At 49.2% G+C, this 21,454-nt stretch carries 19 protein-coding genes; 7 read left to right on the top strand and 12 right to left on the bottom strand.

Going from position 1 to position 21,454, the window contains the following annotated elements:
- Positions 1-121 precede the first annotated feature (121 nt).
- The 4 genes from AAIH57_RS21465 to uxaC form a co-directional block, all read right to left on the bottom strand.
- Positions 122-2,008 (bottom strand): ABC transporter ATP-binding protein, encoded by a 1,887-nt coding sequence (locus tag AAIH57_RS21465; RefSeq protein ID WP_430022914.1) that lies wholly within the window; start codon positions 2,006-2,008, stop codon positions 122-124.
- A complete protein-coding gene (locus AAIH57_RS21460) occupies positions 2,005-3,732 on the bottom strand; it encodes an ABC transporter ATP-binding protein (protein ID WP_175396808.1) in 1,728 nt (575 codons plus the stop codon). The genes AAIH57_RS21465 and AAIH57_RS21460 overlap by 4 nt, the downstream gene beginning before the upstream one ends.
- Positions 3,729-4,271 carry a MarR family winged helix-turn-helix transcriptional regulator gene (locus AAIH57_RS21455; RefSeq protein WP_430022913.1) on the bottom strand — a complete coding sequence of 181 codons (543 nt, stop codon included), beginning with the start codon at positions 4,269-4,271 and terminating at the stop codon, positions 3,729-3,731. Before AAIH57_RS21455 ends, AAIH57_RS21460 begins: the two co-directional genes overlap by 4 nt.
- Positions 4,272-4,470: 199 nt before the next feature.
- The gene (uxaC, locus tag AAIH57_RS21450; RefSeq protein WP_430022912.1) at positions 4,471-5,913 is read right to left on the bottom strand and encodes a glucuronate isomerase; all 1,443 of its coding nucleotides are present in this window, start codon (positions 5,911-5,913) and stop codon (positions 4,471-4,473) included.
- A gap of 204 nt (positions 5,914-6,117) precedes the next feature.
- Between uxaC and AAIH57_RS21445 the strand changes: the two genes are divergently transcribed.
- The gene (locus AAIH57_RS21445; protein WP_175396811.1) at positions 6,118-6,864 is read left to right on the top strand and encodes an MBL fold metallo-hydrolase; all 747 of its coding nucleotides are present in this window, start codon (positions 6,118-6,120) and stop codon (positions 6,862-6,864) included.
- 81 nt (positions 6,865-6,945) lie between these two features.
- Here the strand turns inward: AAIH57_RS21445 and AAIH57_RS21440 are convergent, their stop codons facing one another.
- Together AAIH57_RS21440 and AAIH57_RS21435 are read right to left on the bottom strand one after the other, a co-directional pair.
- Positions 6,946-8,418: an alpha-amylase gene (locus tag AAIH57_RS21440; RefSeq protein ID WP_175396812.1), complete on the bottom strand. Its 1,473-nt coding sequence runs from the start codon at positions 8,416-8,418 to the stop codon at positions 6,946-6,948.
- A gap of 128 nt (positions 8,419-8,546) precedes the next feature.
- Entirely contained in the window at positions 8,547-10,874 is a 2,328-nt protein-coding gene (locus AAIH57_RS21435; protein ID WP_430022911.1) for a helicase C-terminal domain-containing protein, read from the bottom strand.
- A 135-nt stretch (positions 10,875-11,009) separates the two neighbouring features.
- Between AAIH57_RS21435 and AAIH57_RS21430 the strand changes: the two genes are divergently transcribed.
- Together AAIH57_RS21430 and AAIH57_RS21425 are read left to right on the top strand one after the other, a co-directional pair.
- Positions 11,010-11,507, top strand: a complete 498-nt coding sequence (locus AAIH57_RS21430; protein ID WP_430022910.1) for an antibiotic biosynthesis monooxygenase family protein — start codon at positions 11,010-11,012, stop codon at positions 11,505-11,507.
- A 159-nt stretch (positions 11,508-11,666) separates the two neighbouring features.
- On the top strand, positions 11,667-13,649 hold the full coding sequence (locus AAIH57_RS21425) for an LTA synthase family protein (RefSeq protein ID WP_430023115.1): 1,983 nt from the start codon (positions 11,667-11,669) through the stop codon (positions 13,647-13,649).
- 129 nt (positions 13,650-13,778) lie between these two features.
- Here the strand turns inward: AAIH57_RS21425 and AAIH57_RS21420 are convergent, their stop codons facing one another.
- The 4 genes from AAIH57_RS21420 to cidR form a co-directional block, all read right to left on the bottom strand.
- Complete coding sequence (locus AAIH57_RS21420; protein ID WP_175396815.1) at positions 13,779-14,450, bottom strand: GNAT family N-acetyltransferase; 672 nt, start codon at positions 14,448-14,450, stop codon at positions 13,779-13,781.
- Between the two features lie 31 nt (positions 14,451-14,481).
- Positions 14,482-15,159 carry a GNAT family N-acetyltransferase gene (locus AAIH57_RS21415; protein WP_430022909.1) on the bottom strand — a complete coding sequence of 226 codons (678 nt, stop codon included), beginning with the start codon at positions 15,157-15,159 and terminating at the stop codon, positions 14,482-14,484.
- A 70-nt stretch (positions 15,160-15,229) separates the two neighbouring features.
- Positions 15,230-16,087: a carbon-nitrogen hydrolase family protein gene (locus tag AAIH57_RS21410; RefSeq protein ID WP_175396817.1), complete on the bottom strand. Its 858-nt coding sequence runs from the start codon at positions 16,085-16,087 to the stop codon at positions 15,230-15,232.
- 57 nt (positions 16,088-16,144) lie between these two features.
- A complete protein-coding gene (gene cidR, locus AAIH57_RS21405) occupies positions 16,145-17,038 on the bottom strand; it encodes a cidABC operon transcriptional activator CidR (protein WP_175396818.1) in 894 nt (297 codons plus the stop codon).
- A gap of 164 nt (positions 17,039-17,202) precedes the next feature.
- Between cidR and AAIH57_RS21400 the strand changes: the two genes are divergently transcribed.
- The 3 genes from AAIH57_RS21400 (at position 17,203) to AAIH57_RS21390 (ending at position 18,875) form a co-directional block, all read left to right on the top strand.
- The gene (locus AAIH57_RS21400; RefSeq protein WP_430022908.1) at positions 17,203-17,574 is read left to right on the top strand and encodes a CidA/LrgA family protein; all 372 of its coding nucleotides are present in this window, start codon (positions 17,203-17,205) and stop codon (positions 17,572-17,574) included.
- Positions 17,571-18,251: a CidB/LrgB family autolysis modulator gene (locus tag AAIH57_RS21395; protein WP_175396820.1), complete on the top strand. Its 681-nt coding sequence runs from the start codon at positions 17,571-17,573 to the stop codon at positions 18,249-18,251. Before AAIH57_RS21400 ends, AAIH57_RS21395 begins: the two co-directional genes overlap by 4 nt.
- A gap of 105 nt (positions 18,252-18,356) precedes the next feature.
- The gene (locus tag AAIH57_RS21390) at positions 18,357-18,875 is read left to right on the top strand and encodes an AbrB/MazE/SpoVT family DNA-binding domain-containing protein (RefSeq protein ID WP_175396821.1); all 519 of its coding nucleotides are present in this window, start codon (positions 18,357-18,359) and stop codon (positions 18,873-18,875) included.
- Between the two features lie 230 nt (positions 18,876-19,105).
- Here AAIH57_RS21390 and AAIH57_RS21385 read toward each other — a convergent pair whose 3' ends face one another.
- Positions 19,106-19,480: a DoxX family protein gene (locus AAIH57_RS21385; protein WP_175396822.1), complete on the bottom strand. Its 375-nt coding sequence runs from the start codon at positions 19,478-19,480 to the stop codon at positions 19,106-19,108.
- A 579-nt stretch (positions 19,481-20,059) separates the two neighbouring features.
- On the opposite strand from AAIH57_RS21385, the gene AAIH57_RS21380 reads away from it, so the two are divergent.
- Entirely contained in the window at positions 20,060-20,332 is a 273-nt protein-coding gene (locus AAIH57_RS21380) for a winged helix-turn-helix transcriptional regulator (protein ID WP_175397069.1), read from the top strand.
- Positions 20,333-20,427: 95 nt separating this feature from the next.
- Here AAIH57_RS21380 and AAIH57_RS21375 read toward each other — a convergent pair whose 3' ends face one another.
- Positions 20,428-21,432 (bottom strand): Gfo/Idh/MocA family protein, encoded by a 1,005-nt coding sequence (locus AAIH57_RS21375; protein ID WP_430022907.1) that lies wholly within the window; start codon positions 21,430-21,432, stop codon positions 20,428-20,430.
- Positions 21,433-21,454 lie beyond the last annotated feature (22 nt).

The following is a 21,454-nucleotide window of genomic DNA, read 5'->3' as shown; positions in this document are numbered from 1 at the left end:
CAAACCTGTGGCGGAATCCAAAGAATAGAGATTAACTTCACGGCAGAAACAATGATGCGCAACACAAATAGCCGGGACACCCCTCAGGGCAGTCCCGGCTATTCATTTATATCAAATGCAATCAGATTGCCTGTGGCTGCTGCTCTGCAAACTGGCTGTTGTAAAGATCCGCATAAAATCCTTGCTGTGCCATCAATTCCTCATGATTACCCTGTTCGATTACATTACCGTGATCCATGACGAGGATGAGGTCCGCGCCGCGAATGGTAGACAAACGGTGAGCAATCACGAAGCTGGTGCGATCCTTCATAAGGTCATTCATCGCTTTCTGGATAAAGATCTCGGTCCGTGTATCCACACTGCTCGTGGCTTCATCCAGAATAAGAATGGATGGGTTCGCCAAAATGGCTCTAGCAATTGTCAGCAGCTGTTTTTGTCCCTGAGAGATATTCGATGCTTCTTCATTCAGCACTGTATCATAACCATCAGGCAATGTACGGATAAAGTGATCCGCATGCGCTGCATCGGCTGCCTTAACAATTTCCGCTTCTGATGCACCTTCACGTCCATAGGCGATGTTATCCCGAATGGTTCCATTGAACAGCCATGTGTCCTGAAGGACCATTCCGAACAGGCTGCGCAGCTTACCGCGTTCCATGTCCCGGATATCAACACCGTCAATCGTGATCCGGCCATCCTGAATTTCGTAGAAACGCATCAACAGGTTGATCAAGGTTGTTTTACCGGCTCCAGTTGGTCCCACAATGGCTACGGTCTGACCCGGTTTAACATCGATGTTCATATTTTTGATAAGAAGTTCATCCGGTTTATATCCAAAGTTAACACCCTGAAACGCAACCGCACCTTTAGGCTGCTGTAATTGCACGGGTTGGTTGGACTCAGCCACTTCTTCCTCTTCATCCAGCAATTCAAATACCCGCTCCGCCGAAGCGATGGTGGATTGAATGATATTAGAAATGTTCGCAATTTGGTTAATCGGCTGTGTGAATTGACGAGAGTACTGCGTGAAGGCCAGAATATCCCCGATCGAGATGGCTCCGCGTGTAACAAAGATCCCGCCGACCACACAGATCAGGACATAACCCAGGTTACCGACAAAGCTCATGAGCGGCATGATGATCCCTGAGATAAATTGGGCTTTCCAACCGGATTCATACAGCTCTTCATTGACCTTCTCGAATTGCTCTACCGATTGTTCTTCGCGTCCAAATGCTTTTACGACCTTATGTCCAGTGTACATTTCCTCGACATGTCCGTTCAGCTCGCCAAGTGATTTCTGCTGACCAGCAAAATGTTTTTGCGAACGGGATGCCACCAGCATCACAACGATTACGCTTAATGGCAGTGTCAAAATGGTAATCAGTGTCATCCAAGGACTAATCGTCAGCATCATGATGATTACCCCAACAATCGTTACGACAGAAGTAATAAACTGTGCCAAACTCTGCTGAAGCGTATTACTGATATTGTCCACATCATTGGTCGCCCGGCTGAGCGTCTCCCCATGGGTGCGGGAGTCAAAGTATTTCAGAGGCAGCCGGCCAACTTTGGCACTGATCTGCTCACGCATGTCATATACAACACGCTGGGCAACGCCAGCCATCAGGTATTGCTGAATATACATAAATGCTGCACTGAACAGATACAATCCCAAGAGCAGATACAACACTTTAGTTAATGCAGGAAAATCAATACCTGCCCCCTGAATGCCCTGCAGAATGGCAATGGCGCCTTGACTCAATATATCGGTCCCTTCAGCCATGACCTTCGGACTGATAATGCTGAACACGGTACTCAGAATCGCTGCAACCAGTACACCGAGCAGGCGATAACGGTGTGGCTGGAGGTAATGAATCAGCCGCCGCAGAGTACCTTTAAAATCCTTCGGCTTCTCACCCGGTGGACGCATGCCCATACCGCCTCCCGGATGTCCTGGTCCGCCAGAGGAACGAGGTGATTTGCTTTTTTGTCCGGTACGTTCACTCATGCGATCTCCTCCTCTGTCAGCTGGGATGATACAATTTCACGATACACTTCATTATTCGCCAGCAGCTCTTTATGTGTGCCGGAACCGACAATGCGTCCTTCATCCATCACCAGGATCCGATCTGCATCCATAACTGTGCTTACTCGCTGTGCAACAATGAGTACTGCTGCTTCAGTCGTTTCGGATTTCAGCGCAGCACGAAGTTTGGCATCTGTTTTGAAGTCCAGAGCTGAGAAGCTGTCGTCAAAAATATAAACTTCCGGGCGGCGAACAAGTGCGCGTGCAATGGACAAACGCTGTTTCTGTCCACCAGACACGTTATTACCACCTTGAGCAATAAGGCTGTCATACCCGTCTTTCATCTCGGAGATGAAGTTCTCCGCCTGAGCGGTCCGGGCTGCATGGATGACTTCCTCCATCGTGGCATCATCCTTGCCGTGGCGAATATTCTCCGCAATCGTGCCCGTGAAGAGGACTGCCTTTTGCGGCACAAAGCCGATTTTCGCTCGCAAATCCTCCTGACTAAGTTCACGTACATCCGTACCGTTTACCCGTACGCTGCCTTCCGTTACATCATAGAAACGAGGAATAAGGCTGAGCAGTGTGGACTTCCCTGATCCCGTACCGCCAATAATGGCTGTTGTCTCACCAGGACGGGCTGTAAACGAAATGCCTGACAGTGCAGCATTCTCTGCTCCCGGATAACGGAATGTAACATTGTCGAATTCAATGGTGCCCTGCAGGGATTTCATGCTGCGAGGCTGCTCGGGGTCACTGAGGTCTGGCTGCATATCCAGCACTTCGTTGATCCGTTCTGCGGAAGCAGAAGCTCTTGGAATCATGACAAAGATAATGGAAACCATAATCAGCGAGAACATGATCTGCATCGCATACTGGATAAACGCAATCAGGGAACCGATATCCATATTTCCACTGTCTATGCGCTGTCCGCCGAAATAGAGAATGGCAATCATCGAGAAGTTCATGACCAGCATCATAACCGGCATTAATGTCGCCATCAGCACGTTGACCTTGATGGAAGCATCTCTCAGATCCGTGTTCGCCCCGTTGAAACGAACGCGCTCATGTTCTCCCCGATTGAAGGAACGAACCACCCGAATGCCTGTTAATTGTTCACGCAAAACCAGATTGAGCCGATCCAGCTTCTTCTGGATTTGTTTGAACAAGGGGAGACCTTTAGCACCAATCAGTGCAATGGCTCCAGCCAGTACAGGCAGGACTACGAGAAAAATGGTGGATAATTTGGCGTCCTGGGATACGGCCATAAAAATACCACCGATACACATCATCGGAGCCATAATCATCATGCGCAGCATCATCGTTAATACGTTTTGAACCTGTGTAATGTCATTCGTTGTACGTGTAATTAGTGAAGCTGTGCCGAGTTTATCAAACTCCTGCAGCGAGAAATTTTCCACATGGCGAAATACCCGGCTGCGCAATTGTTTGGCAAATCCACCCGCTGTACGGGATGAGAGGTAACTGGCTATCACGGAACAAGCCGTTCCCGCGATGGCGATCACCAGCATCCAGCCACCAATCTGCCAGATGTACGGGACATCTCCTTTGACGATACCAAAATTGACGATATCGGCCATCAAGGTTGGCAGGTACAGCTCGGCGAGCGATTGCAGCAATACCAGACCCAAAATGAATATAATGGGGATTCGATATGGCTTGAGCATGCGAAACAGTTTCATCATGGCGTATCATCTCCTTCTGTCGATTGCTCCTTTTGCAGGGAAGCGAGTGTATCAAAAAAGGTGTATACCTTCGTCAGCAGCTCAGCTAGCTGAGTGCTGTCTTCCTTTCCCAGATGCTCAACCAGTCTGTTGAATATTTGCATGCGCTCTTCGTGAGCAGCCCGTATAATGTCACGGCCCGCTTCCGTAATTGTAATGCGCACGGCACGGCGATCCTCCGGATCCATCGTTCGTTTAACCAATCCCTCGTCTTCAAGGCCACGAATTACAGGGGTAATCGTAGGCGATTTCACTCGCAGCAACGCACTGATTTCCGATACCTTCAGTCCCTGTTCATTTTCATTCAACTCTCCCTCGAAATCGGGAGGATTATCTCTCCAATCCAGACGTTCTCCCGGATGTGAACCGTGGAGCAAACACGCCAACACCATAATTTCATTATGGTTACGCCCATGGGGTTTATGGTGTCTCCATTTACCCTTATTAAACTGCATGATGGAATACAGCAGCTTCTGGGCTACCGGATCCAGATCCGTCATGTATGGTTCCTCCTCCTTTTTAACATTCTCAGTACATTCTCAATTAATATAGGGTTACTATTAAATAGTTAATCAATTAAATAGCACATCAATTAATTAGGTATACTAATTATATTTCCATCAACAGTGAAAGTCAAATGACTAAATTACACCAAAAAAACCGTGGCAGACCGCCACGGTTTTGAATGAATTTAGCTAATCAGGACTGCGAAGCAGAAACGGTTTTGAGCGCAGAGGAGAACGGGAAATACTCCTTGGCATTGTTGTAGGCAATACCCTGAACAATCTGACCAAGCAGATCCATGTCATGCGGCGCTTCTCCTTGTTCCACCCATTCCCCGATCAGGTTGCAGACCAGACGGCGGAAATATTCATGCCTTGTGTAGGAGAGGAAACTGCGAGAGTCTGTCAACATGCCCACAAAGCGGCTGAGCAGACCCACATTCGCCAGTGCCTTCATCTGAGCGAGCATACCGTCCTTGGTATCGTTGAACCACCATGCTGCGCCAAGCTGAATTTTACCCGGAATGCCACCACCCTGGAAGCTGCCGATAATGGCTGCAAGCACCTCATTATCCCGTGGATTCAAGGAGTAGAGGATTGTTTTTGGCAGTGCCTGCTCTTGCTCCAATGCATCCAGCAGACCAATCATCGCTGAGGACAGCGGCGTATCATTCACGGCATCGTATCCGGTATCCGGTCCAAGCTGTGCGAACATTCGGCTGTTATTGTTGCGGGCCGCATTGATGTGGAACTGCATCACCCATCCTCGCTGTGCATACAGTTTGCCCAGGAAGGTCAGCGTGACGGTCTTATATTTGTCCTCGTCCTCCCGGCTCACTTGATGACCTGCAAGTGCTTTGGCAAAAATCGCCGCCGCTTCTTCCCGTGTTGCCTTGCCATATGGCACATAATCAAGCGCATGGTCGGACACTCTGCCTCCTACGGAATGGAAGAACTCCACCCGGGATTCCAGCGCCGAGAGGAATGAGTCATAATCGGAGATGGCTGTCCCTGAAGCCTGAGAGAGCTTGCCCACCCAATCGATGAAGGTATCCCGGTTCAGTTCAAGTCCTTTGTCCGGACGGAAAGAAGGCAGCACCGCTGTATCAAAGCCTTCGATCTCCTGAATCTTCAGATGATACTCCAGGGAATCACAGGGATCATCGGTAGTACACACAACAGTGACATTGGATTTCGTAATCAGGTCACGTGCGCCAAATCCCTCACTGTTCAGCTTGGCATTTACTTTTTCCCAGATCACTGGAGCACTGTCTGCGTTCAACACTTCATACACCCCGAAGTAACGCTGCAGCTCCAGATGAGACCAGGCATATAACGGGTTGCCAATCATCATCGGTACCGTTTTGGCATAAGCCAGAAAGCGATCATAGTCGGTCACTCCTTCGCCGCCGGTAATGTATCGTTCTTCTATTCCGTTCGCTCGCATCAAGCGCCATTTGTAGTGATCCCCGTATAACCAGGCTTCTGTAATATTGCCAAATGTTTTGTTCTCGTAGATCTCCTGTGGACTGAGATGGCAGTGATAGTCAATAATCGGCATGTCCTTGGCATAATCCTCATATAACTTGACAGCCGTCTCATTGTGCAGCAAAAATTGTTCATCCAAAAAAGACTTCATTCGCTTCGCACGCTCCCTTTAGGTGAGTTTACGTTCATATGGGTACACATCCCAAGCTTTACGCTACACTGTTTCCTCTCAAAGTTCAATAACAAATGATAGCGTATTCAAAAAAGGTTGATTTAGGCATATGTCCTGCAACAATGTATACTGATTTTAGTGGTATATATGCTGATCTGAAGATGATAGAAGGAGATGAAATCGATGAAAATTACATTTCTGGGTACAGGGGATATGTTCAGTGTGGAGCAGTACCACAACAGCATGCTGGCCGAATTTGGAGGAACCCATTTGGTTATTGATTTTCCGGAATCGAATGCCAAAGCCCTTAAAGAGTATGGGTTTCCTATGACCGATATCCATAATGTATTTATCACCCATTTGCATGAAGATCACATTAATGGAGTACAGATGCTCGGATATTACGCACAAATTGTGGGTGACCGCAAACCACGCCTGTTTATCCACGAACAGCTAGTTGAGCCGTTATGGAGTATTCTTTCCCCAGGCATGCGCTACACAACGGATGGCGAGCGTACGATGAGTGATTATTATGATATCGTACCCTTGCCGGATGGAGGCACATTTGAATTGGGCGGCGTGACGTTTGAGACCTTCCGCACACAGCACGTTCCGGGCATGGTCAGCAATGGCATTCTTGCAAAGCCCTACTTCTACTATAGTGCAGATAGCACGCTGGATCAGGAACGAGTGGAGCAAGCTGCCCCTGATGTGCAGCTGATTTTCCATGAATGTCATATGCATGATCTGGTGATCAAATCACATACCTCATTGAAGGACCTGGAACAGCTGCCTGCGGAAGTAAGGCAAAAGACTGTCTTAATGCATTATCATGACGAATATGCAGATGTGAGTAACCGGGAACGGTTCAACCGCGAGCATGACCTGCGTATGGTCGGCACATTGGAATCCTTTGAGCTGGATATGTAAATATGCACAAAAAACCACCTGATGGCATACCATCGTCTCAGGTGGTTTTAACCGTTTATATCTTCTTATTTCAAAAATATCTTACTCTGTTGCACTTTCCTCGCCAGGCAAAGCCCATACGGACAAACCTCCGCCACACACATGGAAAGTAGCCCATCCGTCTTTCTCGATGGTGATGCTATCTTCACAACTATGTGTCAGATCCGTCCACACTTCTCCCGCGCGGTGCTCGCCGACAAACATTCGTTTCTCGCCATCATCGCCATTGGAGATTACTACCGCACAACCGGAACCCGGCAAATCCTTCACGCCACGGCGTACCCACCCAATCGTATTGGGATGATCGAAGTAATCCTCCTGCTCCCCATAAGCTATGTTATAGCGGGCAGACAGCAGAATGTCCAAAATCTCCTTCTTGCCCTCAACGGGCTCCGGACCGCCAATTCCATAGTAATCCCCGTAAAAGACAACCGGGTACCCGTCACGACGCAGCAGGGTCAGTGCGTACGCGCTGGGTTTAAACCAGTCATCAATCCACGATTCCAGCGCTTCATGCGGCTGGGAATCATGATTATCGACAAACGTTACGGCATGCGTTGGATGCGTCTGAACCAGCGTGTCATCGAAAATTTTGGACAAATCGAAGTCCCTTCCTGCCAGTGATGCCTCATGCAGCTTGTAGTGAAGAGATACATCGAACAGGTCAATCTGATAGTCCACCGTATCCAGGAATTCACGGCATGCGTCAAGATTGGAATTCCAGAACTCGCCTACGATGTAGAAATCCTGCCCCCGCTTGCGGAGCATCTCTGCTGCGAATTCCTTGATAAATTCGTGGTTGATATGTTTGATCGCATCCAGCCTGAAACCGCTGCACTGCAGCGTATCGATCAGCCATTTTCCCCATTGGAGCATCTCCTTGCGGACCTCGGGGTGATTGTAATCGATGTTAGCGAACATCAGGTAGTCATAGTTGCCGAACTCATCATCGACATTCTGATTCCAGTTCTTGTTCTCACCTGCGATGCGGAATATGCCATTGCGTTCTTTCCTTGCATCAAAGTCCGTACCGTTAAAGTGTTCGGAGCTCCACTTGAAGGAAGAATACTGGTTCCCACGGCCCGGGAACGTGAATTTGGTCCAGCCCTCAATTTCGAATGGTTTGGAAATTTCCTTCAACCGGTCATTGGGATCCACTTCAATCACTTTGATAACTTCTTTCTCGTCCGCACCTGCCTTGTGATTCATCACCAGGTCGACATAAACGGCCACGCCGTTTTTCTGACACTCGGCAATGGCCTCCACCAGTTCCTGTTTGGTTCCGTACTTCGTTCGTACGCTGCCTTTCTGGTCGAACTCACCCAGATCGTACAGATCGTAAACACCATAGCCGGTATCTTCCGGGGTAATGGCCTTGGTCACAGGGGGCACCCATACCGAATCAATGCCGTTGGCTTTCAGCTCCGGAGCCATTTGGGCCAGTCGTTTCCAATGCTTACCGTCTGCAGCCAAATGCCATTCAAAAAACTGCATCATCGTATGATTTCTCTTCATCAAAAACCGACCTCCTTGATTGCTTTCGAAGCGGACGTTGGAACGGATATGTATTCGCCCTTGTTCGTTCGTTTGCTATCCAAGTAATACCCTTTTTGACCCATGCTTCAATCACTTAAACCGAGAAGTTATCCGGACGACGGCGAAATGCGCTTGTAGTCCTGCCACTCCTCCGGCAGAAGGGAACGATATGGTTCCTGGGTGAAACGATCATCCACCAGCACAAGCACACCGGTATCTTCTTCCGTCCGAATTAATCTGCCGCCTGCCTGCAGCACTTTATTCATACCGGGAAAAACATAGGCATAATTGAAGCCATTGCGCCCTGAACGGTCAAAATAATCACGAAGTACGTTGTTTTCGAGCCCAATCTGAGGAAGTCCAGCACCCACGACGAAAACGCCGTTTAGACGGTCGCCCGGCAGATCCACCCCTTCCGAAAACACGCCCCCCATCACCGCAAATACCAATCGCGTTCGTTCCGGATGGGGCTGGAATGCATTCAAAAACTGCTCCCGTTCCAGATCATTCATGCCTTGCTCCTGCATAACCGTATCAGCCTCTGCGGGGAACTGCATGTAGGTTTCATAAACTTCACGCATATAAGGATATGATGGGAAAAAGACAAGCAGGTTGCTGCGCGGCCACTCGGCTACCAGCTGGCGCAGCATGTTTGCAATCGGCTGTCTGGAACGTTCACGGTCCTTGTAGCGGATGGATAACGGCAGCAGCCTTACATCCAATTGTTCCCGCTGGAAGGGGGAAGGAATACGCAGGGTATAATCCTCTTCTTCCGCACCAAGCATGTCCCGGTAATAACGCAGCGGCGACAAGGTTGCCGAGAAATGAATGATGGAGCGGAATCCCTTCGCCGTCTGACGCAGCAGCACGGATGGATCGAGACAGAACAGCTTCACCCTCACTTCACTTCGCACACATTCGGCATAGGTGACGAATCGTTCATCATACAGCTTGGCAATACGCAGGAAATTCTGTGCCGTGAAGTAGGCATCCAGCAGCAGCTGATCTGTTTCGGCATTTCCTGAACCGCCTTCAACAAGGTTCTGCTCTGCAACCATGACAAACGGCTCCAGCAATTCGATCAGTTCTTCCGGCGCCTCTTGCTGCAGCAGCTTGCCGTCGTCACCTCCGTTTTTGCGAAGGGTAATCAGGTATTTATCAATGGCCCTGGCATGATCAGTAATGGCCTTCGCGGCTGTCACACCGTTGCCCAGCGCTTGAAACTCCCTTTTGACATCCAGAAAAACAGCCTTCTCCAGCTCTGCCGAGAACATCATTCGGCCGCGATCGACCAGATTGTGTGCCTCATCGACCAGCAGCACGGTTTTGCGTTTTTGCTCCTCCAGCATGCGTTTCAGAGATATGCGCGGATCAAAAATGTAGTTATAGTCGCAGATGACAGCATCGGCAGCATATGCTGCATCGAGCGAAAATTCGAAAGGACATACCCGATGCTTGCGTGCGTACTGTTCAATAACCGAGCGAGTCATTAACGTCTCATGTTCCAGCATATCCAGCACGGCCCCATTAATACGATCATAATACCCTTCACACATGCCACACTGCCCGGCATCACATGCTTCCTCTTCCTTGAAACAGATCTTGTCCTTTGCAGTCAAACTGATGACATGCATGTTCAGCCCTTCTGCCTGCATCCTTGCAAAGGCTTCTTCTGCTGCAACCCGTGTCGTGGTTCTTGCCGTCAGATAGAACAATCGACTGGCTTCACCTTCACCAATGGCCTTGACGGTAGGAAACAATACAGACATCGTTTTGCCAATTCCGGTAGGCGCCTTCGCCATTAATCCTTTGCCTTCACGAATGGTCTGATACACCGCTCCTGCCAGCTTGCGTTGCCCTTCCCGATATTTTCGAAACGGAAACGGAAGTTCTTTTACCGTGATATCACGCTTCTCTTCGTAAGCAGCGATCATCTCGGCATACGGAGCATATCCAGCGATGACGTCTGCGGCAAATTGTTCTAGCTCCTGACGTTCCAGCATGCGGCGGAATCTTCTCTCCTGGTTGGTCACGGTCTGAATATACGTGAGCTGCACTTGCATTCGGGGCTCATCATGCTGAACAGCATACATATATGCATACATGATGGCCTGCGCCCAGTGGACCGGAAGTCCGTCACCCAAATCGTCCAGGCTGCTGGCCGTTGATTTGATCTCATCCACTGTGAGCTGACCCTCCAGACGAATCAGACCGTCACAACGTCCTTCCACTACATAGATCAAATCCCCATGCTGGATTTCAGCTTCGAGCACGACTTCTTTCAGATCTTCTTCCGTATAATCCTTCTGCACCCGCTGATGAATCCGTGTTCCTTCCTGCATCGATGCATTGGAGCGGAATCCGGGACGAATGCTGCCGCTGCGATATACATATTCAACCAAAGGCCTGACTGATATTCGAATGGTATTTAACATGCGATCACCCGTTCTGTTTTAGTCTTCCTACTTTATCATGAAAAGACCTGACCAAACCAGCCATTCCGCAGATTGGACTCGTCCCTCCCCATATGCTATGTTGAGGGGGAACGTACATTTAAGGAGGCAGCTTCCATGTATATATATTTGGTTCCTTCCCCGATTCCGGACGTGCTCGCTGCATATCCGCATCTGACCCTGCGGAGCGAGGAGCAGGTTCGCCTTGCCATTGAAACGACAGAACGTCTGATGAATATTGAGCCGAATGACAGCGTAGCCGCATATGAGGCATTTGATGCCGCAGGCTCCTGGACAGGCGGAAGCTTTGCTGTTTTGAATAATATCCCTGTTACGGAAGACGGCCGTGTCGACTTCGAGGAACGGTTCAAAAACCGTGCGCGCAAAGTGGAGGACGAGCCTGGTTTTGTCGGTATCCGTGTGCTCCGACCCCTGAAGGATGATACGTATGTTGTACTTACCCTCTGGGAGTCAGAGAATCACTTCAAAGACTGGCAGCAGTCTCAGGCATACAACCACGCTCACCGTAACCGCAGTACGAGTGAAGGGCCGACCGCGCAGAAACCAGCCATGTTCCCTAGAGCTTCTTTTGTTACGACATACACGATAGAATAATTGATAAATTCATGAACCCCAAGTTTCCGAACAGTCTATGTAGTGGATCGTATGGCCTCTTCCTGAATGGGAGGGGCCTTTCTATTTCGTATTTTTGACACAACATACCATGAGGTAGCATAATACTTGTTAAATGAAACTTCGGAAGGGAAGGCGGTTATGTTGTCACGCAGTTCACTCACCCGGTTTCTAAGCGGACCGTTTATATTGTTCACCGTTATTATGATTATCAAAAGCTCCCTGGCCTGGATCGTCATCTTTGATGATATTCCGGTCTGGAAACCATTGCTTACCGAGCTTCCACTCATCTGGATCTGCTTCTGTCTCATTGAGTGGTTCGCAGGCAAAAGGCGGATGTGGGCCTATCTTGCACTGAATCTGGTGCTGTCAGGCATTTTCTTCGCTGCCATTATGTATTACAAATATTATGGAGTTATCGTCAATTATCACGCCCTCGCGCAGGTTAATCAGGTGACTTCGGTTAAGAGCAGCATGTTCTCCTTGCTGGACCCGTATTACTTGTTTATTTTTGCGGATATCCTCATTATTAGTGGCATATTGATCCGACGTCGGATCAAGCTTGGCGCTGCCGAACGTCCGGAAAAAGCACCTCTGGATCGCAGAAGCAGACGACGGGTTGCCTCTGTAATTCTCATCATGTCCCTGGTAATCTGCATGCTCAATATATATCCGAACCGTGCAAGCATGAGCGAGATTACACAAGCGGAACAAATGGGGATTCTCGGTTACGAGGCGTATACGATTCTGGCGGATCGACCTGACAAGCCTGTGCCCCTGGATACAATCGATCAGGATTACATTGATCAGATTAAACAAACGACCGAGATCGACGCCGTTGTGGATGCGGGAGCAGCCAAGGGCCGGAATGTGATTGTCCTCCAACTCGAATCATTTCAGAATTTCCTGATCGGACTTAAGGTGGATGGACAGGAAGTCACACCAAATATCAACCGTCTTGCAGAGGAGAGTCTATACTTCCCCAATTTCTATCAACAGGTAGGCCAGGGTAATACATCGGATGCCGAATTCGTTGTGAACACATCCTTCTATATCCCGCCAAACGGAGCTGCATCTACGATCTATGCCGATAAGGCTCTGCCAAGTCTGCCCAAACTGATGTCCGCGGACGGTTATCAGACAGCCACTTTTCATACCAATGATGTTCGTTTCTGGAATCGTGATCAGCTTTATCAGGCACTGGGTTTTGACCAATATTATGATATAAATTATTTCGGCACAGAAGATTCCATTGCCTTCTCGGCATCGGATGAGGTGCTGTATACGAAGACACTCGACAAGCTTGAAGAGATGCAGGCAGCAGGTTCTCCATTCTATGCACAGATTATTTCCATGTCTGCGCATCACCCTTACCATTTGCCGGAGAGCAAGGTAAGCCTGACACTGCCAGAGCGGTACAAGGACACATTGCCTGGCGATTATCTGGTATCCCAGCATTATGCCGATCAGGCAGTGGGACAATTAATTGAAGGTTTAAAACAACGCGGACTATGGGATAACAGCCTGCTGGTGGTATACGGAGATCATCTCGGTCTGCCTATCTACTCCCTTGATCGGGATGACAAAGAACTAATGAAGGAAATCTATGGCCGGGAATATACATCCGCGGACATGATTAATATCCCGCTTATCGTTACCGCACCCGGCATTACGCCTGCTAAACAGCTCGAACAGATTGGCGGACAGGTGGACATTCTGCCAACGATAGCCGGGCTGACCGGAGCTTCTCTCCAAAACCAGCTGCATTTTGGGCAGGATCTGCTGCGAGAGTCAGGCAATCTGCTGCCGGAACGCTACTATCTTCCATCCGGTTCAGTGCTTAACGATGCTTCACTGTTCATTCCGGAAACAGGGTATGGCGACGGAACCCATTACTCACTTGCCAAAGCCGGAAGGCAGGATATACAACAGGTGGAGAACAATGGGGATCAGGACACTGACCCATCGGAAGAGAACGCTGTTCCAGCAACAACCACTCCGGATGATGGCTCTTCGTCCTCTGAACGTTATATTACGAAGGATGAGTATGAACGGGCTCTGGATCTCATGCATTTGTCTAACAGTTATTTGATTCAGCTGCCTGATGGAAATACGGAAGAGTAATTCCCAAGCCATCATTCAACCTTATAAAACAATCACGAAAAGCCCTTGGAACAGGATTGAATCCTGCTTCATGGGCTTTATTCATTTCACAGCTATAGTAGGCTGAGCAATATTCTAAGCTTTATAGTATCACAATGGCAGCAGCGGAACCGTAGTTCTAGCACGCAATTGGTCTACCATGGCAAGCCATTCCTGCGGCTTATTCGGCAGGACGGCATAATAGCGATTCAGGAAATCGGCCACCAGGCTGGCTGGCAATTCTCCCTGCTCCTCATGGCTTGGCATGAAGCACAGATCAAGACCCCCAACCGCTTCCCCATCACCTTGCCAGGAAGGATGAACATACGGGAAATCCAGTCGTTGATATCCGAGATGGGACAGCACTTCACGGCGCACATATGGGTCCATTGGTTTGATGCCGCCAAATTCATGATCCTGGCTCAGATATGGATTATAGATTTCGGCAAACATGCCGAACAACTCCTTGCCGTTCGCGGATGCAAGCTGCTGCAGGTCACGTTTACGATGATTGGCAAGGAAACTGCCGATCCCTAGTCCTTCGCGGCCGATGATCGTAAAATCGGTCATGGCTACATTCCAGTCTTCGTAATAGCGGTATTCTGTCGCACCCACCACGTTTCCTTCGTGTACAGCCACAAATACGCGAATGCCCGGGTCTTCCAGCGGTTCCTGCCACAGCGGAAAGTCCAGTACTTCCTCTGGCGGGAAAATCTCCTGCATCAGCTTGTGCATCTGGGCAAACAGGGGATCATTAATCGATGTTATACGAGTAAATTCCATGGATTCATCTACCTCCTTAATATGCGTTCCATTATGACTTGAACGGATTGCGCCATTCCATGAGGGCTGCATAGTTGCAGGACTCCTCGTCATCCAGATAATCGGCCGTCACACCTACGGGCATCCGTCCGCAGCGCAGCAGGAACGAGATCACCGGATCACGGATCTCGCCGGATACGACCTGCTCCAGATACGCCTGAGCTGTCATCTCGTCTGCAACCAGATGGTATCCCGGCATTCTTCCGGCACCGAGCAGCCGGTCCATTCCCTCGGCAATCACCAGATGATACATGGCCTGCATCATGAGCTGCGCCAGTCCCCACTTGCGGTACTTCGGACGTACACAGAGATCGACAATATAGAGCGTATTGCCATCCGGCTGATGATTGCGGATGTATCCGTCATCCGTCACTTCTGCCCAGGTATGGCTCATCGGATGTGAAGGGTCCCAATGTATTCGCAGCGAAGTCATTGACCCCGCCAGCTCTCCTTCCACTTCAATGCAGATGGCGCCGTCCGCGTAATTTGCGATGTGACTGGCAAGCTGCTCATGATTCCAGAGCAGCTCTTCCGGATAGGGCGGAGGGAAGCTCTCGGCCTGGATGCGAATCAGTTCATCGAAGTCACCCGTCTGGTATGGACGAATGATAGCCTTAACGGGCTTACCGTTTCGATCCGGACCGGTAATCAACATTTCTTTTTGATACATGCTGTTCCTCTCCTCCTCTCAGCAGATAACGCAATTACTGTTCATACCTCAGTATCGGCGGATCAGCAAACTACTCCCAATCTGTATACAGATCAGTGCGGCGGTCACGCCAGGTCGTTACGGATCCGCGCTCACGCACTTCGTAGAGCAAGTCCAGATCCAGATCGGCCGTTACAATCATATCGTCGTTAATTTCGCCTTCAGCCAGAATACCGCGCGGGGGGAACGGGACATCATTCGGTGTAATGATCGCTGCCTGCCCGTAGTTCGCCCGCATGAAGTCCACTGTCGGCAGGTTGCCTACCGTACCGGTCAATACAACATAAACCTGGTTCTCCACTGCGCGGGCATGACTCGTATAGCGCACCCGGTAGAATCCGTGGCGGTCATCCGTACAGGAAGGACAGAAAATGACGTCAGCCCCTTTGGCTTTTGCCATACGGACGATCTCCGGGAATTCGATATCGTAGCAAGTCAACATCGCAATTCTGCCTTTATCTGTATCAAACACTTCCAATCCATCACCCGGTGCCATGTTCCATTCCTGCACTTCGGTTGGAGTGATATGAATCTTGGCCTGGCGTGCAATACGTCCATCCGGATAGAACATATGGGCAGTATTATACAGCTTGCCTTCGCGTCTGATGACGTGGGTTCCCCCGATCAGATGCATGTTGTATTTGGCAGCCAGCGATGTGAACAGCTGCTCGTATTGCTCCGTAAAGTCTGGCAAATCCTCAATTGTCAGCGCATTGCCCTGACTGTCTCCGATAGACATTAACTGAGTCGTAAAAAATTCGGGAAACAGCACAAATTCGGTTCCGAATTCGTCAGCTGTCCGTATATAATGCTCGGCTTGTGCAGCGAACTGCTCAAAGGAGCTGATGGTTTGCAATTGATACTGTACAGCGGATACCCGCAGTTTCATCTTCCTCCACCTCCACCATTATTCTGCTCTCATTGTAACAACGAAATGAAGTAATTTCTATTTCCTTTGTTCGCTCAACATCGCCTTTGTAAACCCGATCCACTCCCGGGTGGCAAAAGAAAGATATCGGTCCTTGCGCCAGATCATGCCGAGCTGCCAGGGAATCACGGGTTCCACAACGGGCATAATGCGTACACGCATATGATCCACCTCACGGCAGATCGTTTCCGGCAGTAACGCCACACCCAGATTGGCAGCGACCATTGCACTGAGCAGATCCCATTGTGAGCTTTCATAGACGACCCTTGGCTGAAATCCTACATGCTGACAGGCAGCAATAATTCGATCATGCAGGGCAAAATCCTCCCTGAACAGCACGAATGCATCATGCTCCAATTCACGTAAAGCAACCGACTCTTTTCCCGCAAGCGGATGCGAAGGGTGCACGAGCAGATTCAGCTTTTCCTCCACAAAAACAAAATGATCGACGAGCTCATCCACCGTCGGAAGCACAGCAACACCAATATCCAGTGCACCGCTGATGACATCAGCCTCGACCTTCTTGGCACCATCCTCAAACAGTTGAATGCTCACTTGCGGGTAGGCCTTATGAAATTCACCAATGATCATGGGGAAAAAGCTGGAACCAACCATTGGAGGCAGACCGATACGCAGATGGCCTTTCTTCAGGTTCATCAGATCATCGAGTTCGGACGACAAACTTCGGAACGACTTCTCGATCTCCAGTGCCTGCCTGAAGAAGACATGCCCCGCATCGGTCAATTCGACTTTCTTCCCATACCGATCCAGCAGGGTAACGCCAAGCTCATCTTCAAGGCTTTTGACGGTTTTGCTAATCGTCGGTTGGGTGATAAACAGAACTTCAGCCGCCTTGGTAAAGCTCTGCTGCCGGGCGACTTCCAGAAAATATTGCAAATGGCGGATATCCATCGTCTGATTCCAGCCTCTCATAGATAAATGGAATAGAAAACATTCTTAATATGCATTTTACTCATGAAAGAATGCGATGTAAAATTTGTAACAACAAAGTATGTTTCCATTCATTTTCATAAACAATCAAATCATTCACGTTGATGATATAAGGAGGAATTAAAGTGAAAAAATGGGGCCTTGGTGTGCTGCAAGTTGCTCTCCTCATGGTCTTTTCACTGCTCATGGACCAGCTGGCCCGTGTTCTCCATTTGCCTGTGCCGGGTTCCATACTCGGTATGGTCGTGCTGTTCATTTTGCTTCAGACACGGGTCGTGAAGCTGCGCTGGATTGAAGTCGGAGCCGCCTGGCTGCTCGGTGAACTGCTGTTGTTCTTCATTCCTTCTGCGGTGGGCATCATGAACTACATGCCTATGCTGGAGCATGACGGACTGCAAATTCTGTTCATTGTCCTGCTAAGTACATTTCTGGTTATGGCCTGCACGGGCCTGGTTGCCACACGAATTGCGAAAAGAAAGGGGCGTCACACCGGATGATTGGATTTCTCTGCCTGTTATTAACCGTCGGTATCTACTTGATTGCCAAACGCATGTATCGTCAACTGCCCAAGGTTTATCTGTCTCCACTGCTGATTACGCCCCTGCTTGTCGTTGGCGTTCTGCTCGCAACCGGGACGGATTATGAGGCTTACAGCAGTGGTGGCAAATGGCTGAGCCTTCTGCTGCAACCGGCTACGGTAGCTTTTGCCGTACCGTTATATACGTTCTTTCATGTACTCAAAAAGCATATATCCGAGATCGTCTTCAGCGTGATGACCGGATCGGTGGTCGCCGTGCTGTCTTCCGCCCTGCTTGCCAAATGGCTGCAGCTGGATTCCGGGCTGATCCATAGCCTGATTCCGCGTTCCATTACCACACCGATTGCCATGAACGTTTCGGCTACCATTGGGGGCATCCCCGCAGTTACAGCGGTTTTTGTCATCATGACAGGTTTGCTGGGTGCAATTATGGGCCCTTCCATCGTAAAAGTGCTCCGCATTGACGGAGAGATTGCCCGCGGAACCCTGCTGGGAACGGGCGCGCATGGAACAGGAACCTCGAAGGCATTTGAGCTCAGTTCCCTGACAGGAACCATCTCCAGTATCTCCATGGTACTTGCTGCATTGTTCACTTTGGCGGTTGCACCCGTTCTTTCCAAACTTATTTTCCCATAATAGATGGAATTATCCCTTTTATTTGAAATATTATTGTTGTATTAAAGCCCTTTCTTCCTTACAATAAGGACAGGTTTTATAAGCGAATATTGCGGGGGAGATGCGATGAAAAGAACCGGAATGAAGAGATCTCTGGACCGCCTTGGACGAATTGTCCTTCCCAAAGAGATGCGGGATACGATGGAAATCCATATCGGCGATCCGCTTGAGTTTTTCATTGAAGGGAAAGAGTTGATTTTGAGAAAGTACAAATCAACATTGTGTGTGTTTTGCGGTGATATGGATACGGATATGTATTTCAAAGAGCAATTCATCTGCCGGACGTGTGCTGTTCAATTAAAACACCCGGATGACTCTCCCGAATGGTTCGTTCCTCAGAACAAACAGGCTCCTGCAGCCGTGGAGCGTCCTGCTTCTGATTCCGCCAAAGTCTCTTCTCCCACTTGGGATGAAGGAACTGTACCTGCCAGCACTGAATACCCTGACCTGCGGCCCAAGACGGCGCGCATGCTGCAACAGATGAAAGAAATTGTTGAACAGAATCCTGGTTTGGCTCAGCAGCAGATTGCGGAAAAGCTTGGTATAAGCCAAGGACGCGTCTCCCAATTAAAGAAATTGCTATAGTACGATTTCAATTCATTATTTATAATCAGGAGATTTTCCTCTATAGGAAGTCCTACTGCAAGAGAACCCTTTGTGATGTGTGGGTTCTTCTTTTTTTTTAATAAGGACAGTCTTTGACTTCTTCAGCACCAGAGAATAAGTACGGACCAGGAAAAGCATAACAAAAGAGGACTGCTGTTTATGACAGCAGTCCTCTTGTACTAATTTAATCTATACTGTTTGATCTGCTGTTACGCCTGAATGACTTCCAGGATCGATTCTTCTTCCTCCAGCTTGCGCATACCGATCACCAGAACGACAATAGTGGCAACCAGCAGTGCTGCCGGAAGAGCTATGGCCCCGTATTGCCCGTAGATCAGATGACTGCCGAGCGCACCAATCAGAATAAACGTCAGCACCCCTGCTGCCAACATGCGGGTACGCGGGATCAGCAGCCCTACTGCGCTAAGCAGCTCTACCGCTCCCAGCAGATACATCGTCCATTTCGGATACGAAAAGCTTTCGAAGGTCTGCACCATCATCTCCGCACCCATCACTTTGTTAAGCCCCGTCATCACAAATACACCCGCTAAAACAACCAGTACAATATATCCAATAACTTTCATTATGTATGTTCCTCCTGTAACGAATCTAATGGTTAGACAAAAAGAAAAGCTTGAGCATCTTGCCTGCTGCGCATTCCGATTCCAGTCCAATCTGCAAGATGCTATCTATGTAAAAGCTGTCTTGCGACAACTCGGTTTTCATGCTGGCATGTGAACCGACAAAACAGTCCGTTTCCATATGATAGGTATTAATGAATACCAACTTACTTTTATGAAGTGAGTATATAATAATAAGATTATTTATTCAAGTAATTTTTTGATAAATAGTGTATAATACATACAAAAGGGTTGCTGCATGGGTTGTTGTCGTGACTTTTTGGATTGAATGTTTTCTTATTTTTCGTCAGAGTGGCATTAAGCCAGACACTTTTATATACAAACATTTAGCATAAATCCAGTGAGCGACTTCCAACCGGCAAGATATGATCGAAATGACCTTTTCGTTTATATCTTGTACCCGGGAGTGATTGGAATCGAATTATGCAAAATGCAGATACAAGCATCGTTATGTGAATCGAGGTGAACACGTTGAAGCTGAGAAAAGCAAAATCGCCAAGTCCCTGTTTGATCACTCAGGCCATGGACATCATCGGTAAGAAGTGGGTCCTGTTAATCATGTACCAGCTGTTGTCCGGACCCAAGCGTTTCACGGAACTGGAAGCGGAAATGGCCATTAGCGGTCGTTTGTTATCCGAACGTTTGAAGGAAATGGAGATGGAAGGAATCGTAACCCGCCATATGTATCCTGAAATCCCGCCCCGGGTTGAATACGAGCTGACTCCCAAAGGCAAAGCTATTGAGCCGGTCATCGATCAGATTTATGGCTGGTCATCCGACTGGCTGAAACGATAGTAAGGTAATCGCTTATATGTAACACCAAAAAAGCCTGAACAGGGCTGATCTCCTCAGATCAGTTTCCCATTCAGGCTTTTTAATAATGAAATGAATTAGTGAGACAGATTCTTGGCAGGCTTAAGCTGCACCGGCAGTCCCGAATCCGCAGACACCAACGCAGCCGTTGTAATCTCCTGTGTACGGCAGGCATCTGCATAGTCAGACAGAATCCGTGTACGGTCCCCGGTACGAAGGGCATGAATAAACGCCTCATTTTCCCGTTCATACGGGTTATGTCCTGCCGGAATCTCCTGACCTGCCATCGCATGGGCAGCAGCACTCGGCAGCAATAGACGGTCCGGTGTCCAATCCCATACGCCAGCATCGGTATAGAACTGAAGTCCGGCCCCGCCTTCCCCATCCGGCAGCAGGCATGTATTGGCAATGCTCGCGATGGCTCCACTCTCCAGCTTGAGCGTAACATTCGCCACATCCGCCACCGTAACATGGTCATGTTTCTCATGCATCACACGCTGAGCTGCCACGGCGTACACCTCAGTTACTTCTCCCGCACAATACCGAAGCAGATCCACAATATGTGTTGTCTGCTCGACAAACTGTCCGCCAGACCCATCCTGACGCCGCCACCAGGCAACTCCTGGCATACCACCCATCCAACGTCCGAGTGCCATGCCTACCGTCTGATCCTTCATTGCTCCCCGCAGGACTTGAGCCGCTTCCTGATAGCGGAAGTGATAACCTACAGAAGTGAGCAAGCCTTTATCCTTCACCTGCTCCAATATCTGGCGCGGGATGTCCATCCCTGTGCTCAGCGGTTTCTCCACGAGGAACGGGACGCCGCGGCGAATCAGTTCCGCTTCAATTGAACCGTGGGACATCGGTGGCACACAGATGTAGACCGCATCCAGCTTTTCTCCATCCAGCATCTGTTCAAGCTCACTGTAACCCACTGCATCATATACGGAAGCCATCGCCTCAGCCTTCTCCAGCGTAGTCCCTAGCACACCTGCCACCCGAACACCTTCCATTCGTGCCAAAATATCTGCATGAACCTTGCTGAACCAGCCTGTTCCAATAATGCCGATCTGTAACGTCATGGATGTAATCCCCTCTCTTTGT

This window comes from Paenibacillus sp. MABNR03, assembly GCF_050455445.1.
Taxonomy (GTDB): Bacteria; Bacillota; Bacilli; order Paenibacillales; family Paenibacillaceae; genus Paenibacillus; species Paenibacillus xylanilyticus.
The sequence above is the reverse complement of the archived record's forward strand: the minus strand, read 5'-3'. Positions and strand labels throughout refer to the sequence as shown.

What these genes read in the sequence shown, in the direction of transcription:
- AAIH57_RS21465 (WP_430022914.1), bottom strand. Translation starts at nt 2,008, where the DNA reads ATGAGTGAACGTACCGGACAAAAAAGCAAATCACCTCGTTCCTCTGGC.
- AAIH57_RS21460 (WP_175396808.1), bottom strand. Translation starts at nt 3,732, where the DNA reads ATGATGAAACTGTTTCGCATGCTCAAGCCATATCGAATCCCCATTATA.
- AAIH57_RS21455 (WP_430022913.1), bottom strand. Translation starts at nt 4,271, where the DNA reads ATGACGGATCTGGATCCGGTAGCCCAGAAGCTGCTGTATTCCATCATG.
- uxaC (WP_430022912.1), bottom strand. Translation starts at nt 5,913, where the DNA reads ATGAAGTCTTTTTTGGATGAACAATTTTTGCTGCACAATGAGACGGCT.
- AAIH57_RS21445 (WP_175396811.1), top strand. Translation starts at nt 6,118, where the DNA reads ATGAAAATTACATTTCTGGGTACAGGGGATATGTTCAGTGTGGAGCAG.
- AAIH57_RS21440 (WP_175396812.1), bottom strand. Translation starts at nt 8,418, where the DNA reads ATGAAGAGAAATCATACGATGATGCAGTTTTTTGAATGGCATTTGGCT.
- AAIH57_RS21435 (WP_430022911.1), bottom strand. Translation starts at nt 10,874, where the DNA reads ATGTTAAATACCATTCGAATATCAGTCAGGCCTTTGGTTGAATATGTA.
- AAIH57_RS21430 (WP_430022910.1), top strand. Translation starts at nt 11,010, where the DNA reads ATGTATATATATTTGGTTCCTTCCCCGATTCCGGACGTGCTCGCTGCA.
- AAIH57_RS21425 (WP_430023115.1), top strand. Translation starts at nt 11,667, where the DNA reads ATGTTGTCACGCAGTTCACTCACCCGGTTTCTAAGCGGACCGTTTATA.
- AAIH57_RS21420 (WP_175396815.1), bottom strand. Translation starts at nt 14,450, where the DNA reads ATGGAATTTACTCGTATAACATCGATTAATGATCCCCTGTTTGCCCAG.
- AAIH57_RS21415 (WP_430022909.1), bottom strand. Translation starts at nt 15,159, where the DNA reads ATGTATCAAAAAGAAATGTTGATTACCGGTCCGGATCGAAACGGTAAG.
- AAIH57_RS21410 (WP_175396817.1), bottom strand. Translation starts at nt 16,087, where the DNA reads ATGAAACTGCGGGTATCCGCTGTACAGTATCAATTGCAAACCATCAGC.
- cidR (WP_175396818.1), bottom strand. Translation starts at nt 17,038, where the DNA reads ATGGATATCCGCCATTTGCAATATTTTCTGGAAGTCGCCCGGCAGCAG.
- AAIH57_RS21395 (WP_175396820.1), top strand. Translation starts at nt 17,571, where the DNA reads ATGATTGGATTTCTCTGCCTGTTATTAACCGTCGGTATCTACTTGATT.
- AAIH57_RS21390 (WP_175396821.1), top strand. Translation starts at nt 18,357, where the DNA reads ATGAAAAGAACCGGAATGAAGAGATCTCTGGACCGCCTTGGACGAATT.
- AAIH57_RS21385 (WP_175396822.1), bottom strand. Translation starts at nt 19,480, where the DNA reads ATGAAAGTTATTGGATATATTGTACTGGTTGTTTTAGCGGGTGTATTT.
- AAIH57_RS21380 (WP_175397069.1), top strand. Translation starts at nt 20,060, where the DNA reads ATGGACATCATCGGTAAGAAGTGGGTCCTGTTAATCATGTACCAGCTG.
- AAIH57_RS21375 (WP_430022907.1), bottom strand. Translation starts at nt 21,432, where the DNA reads ATGACGTTACAGATCGGCATTATTGGAACAGGCTGGTTCAGCAAGGTT.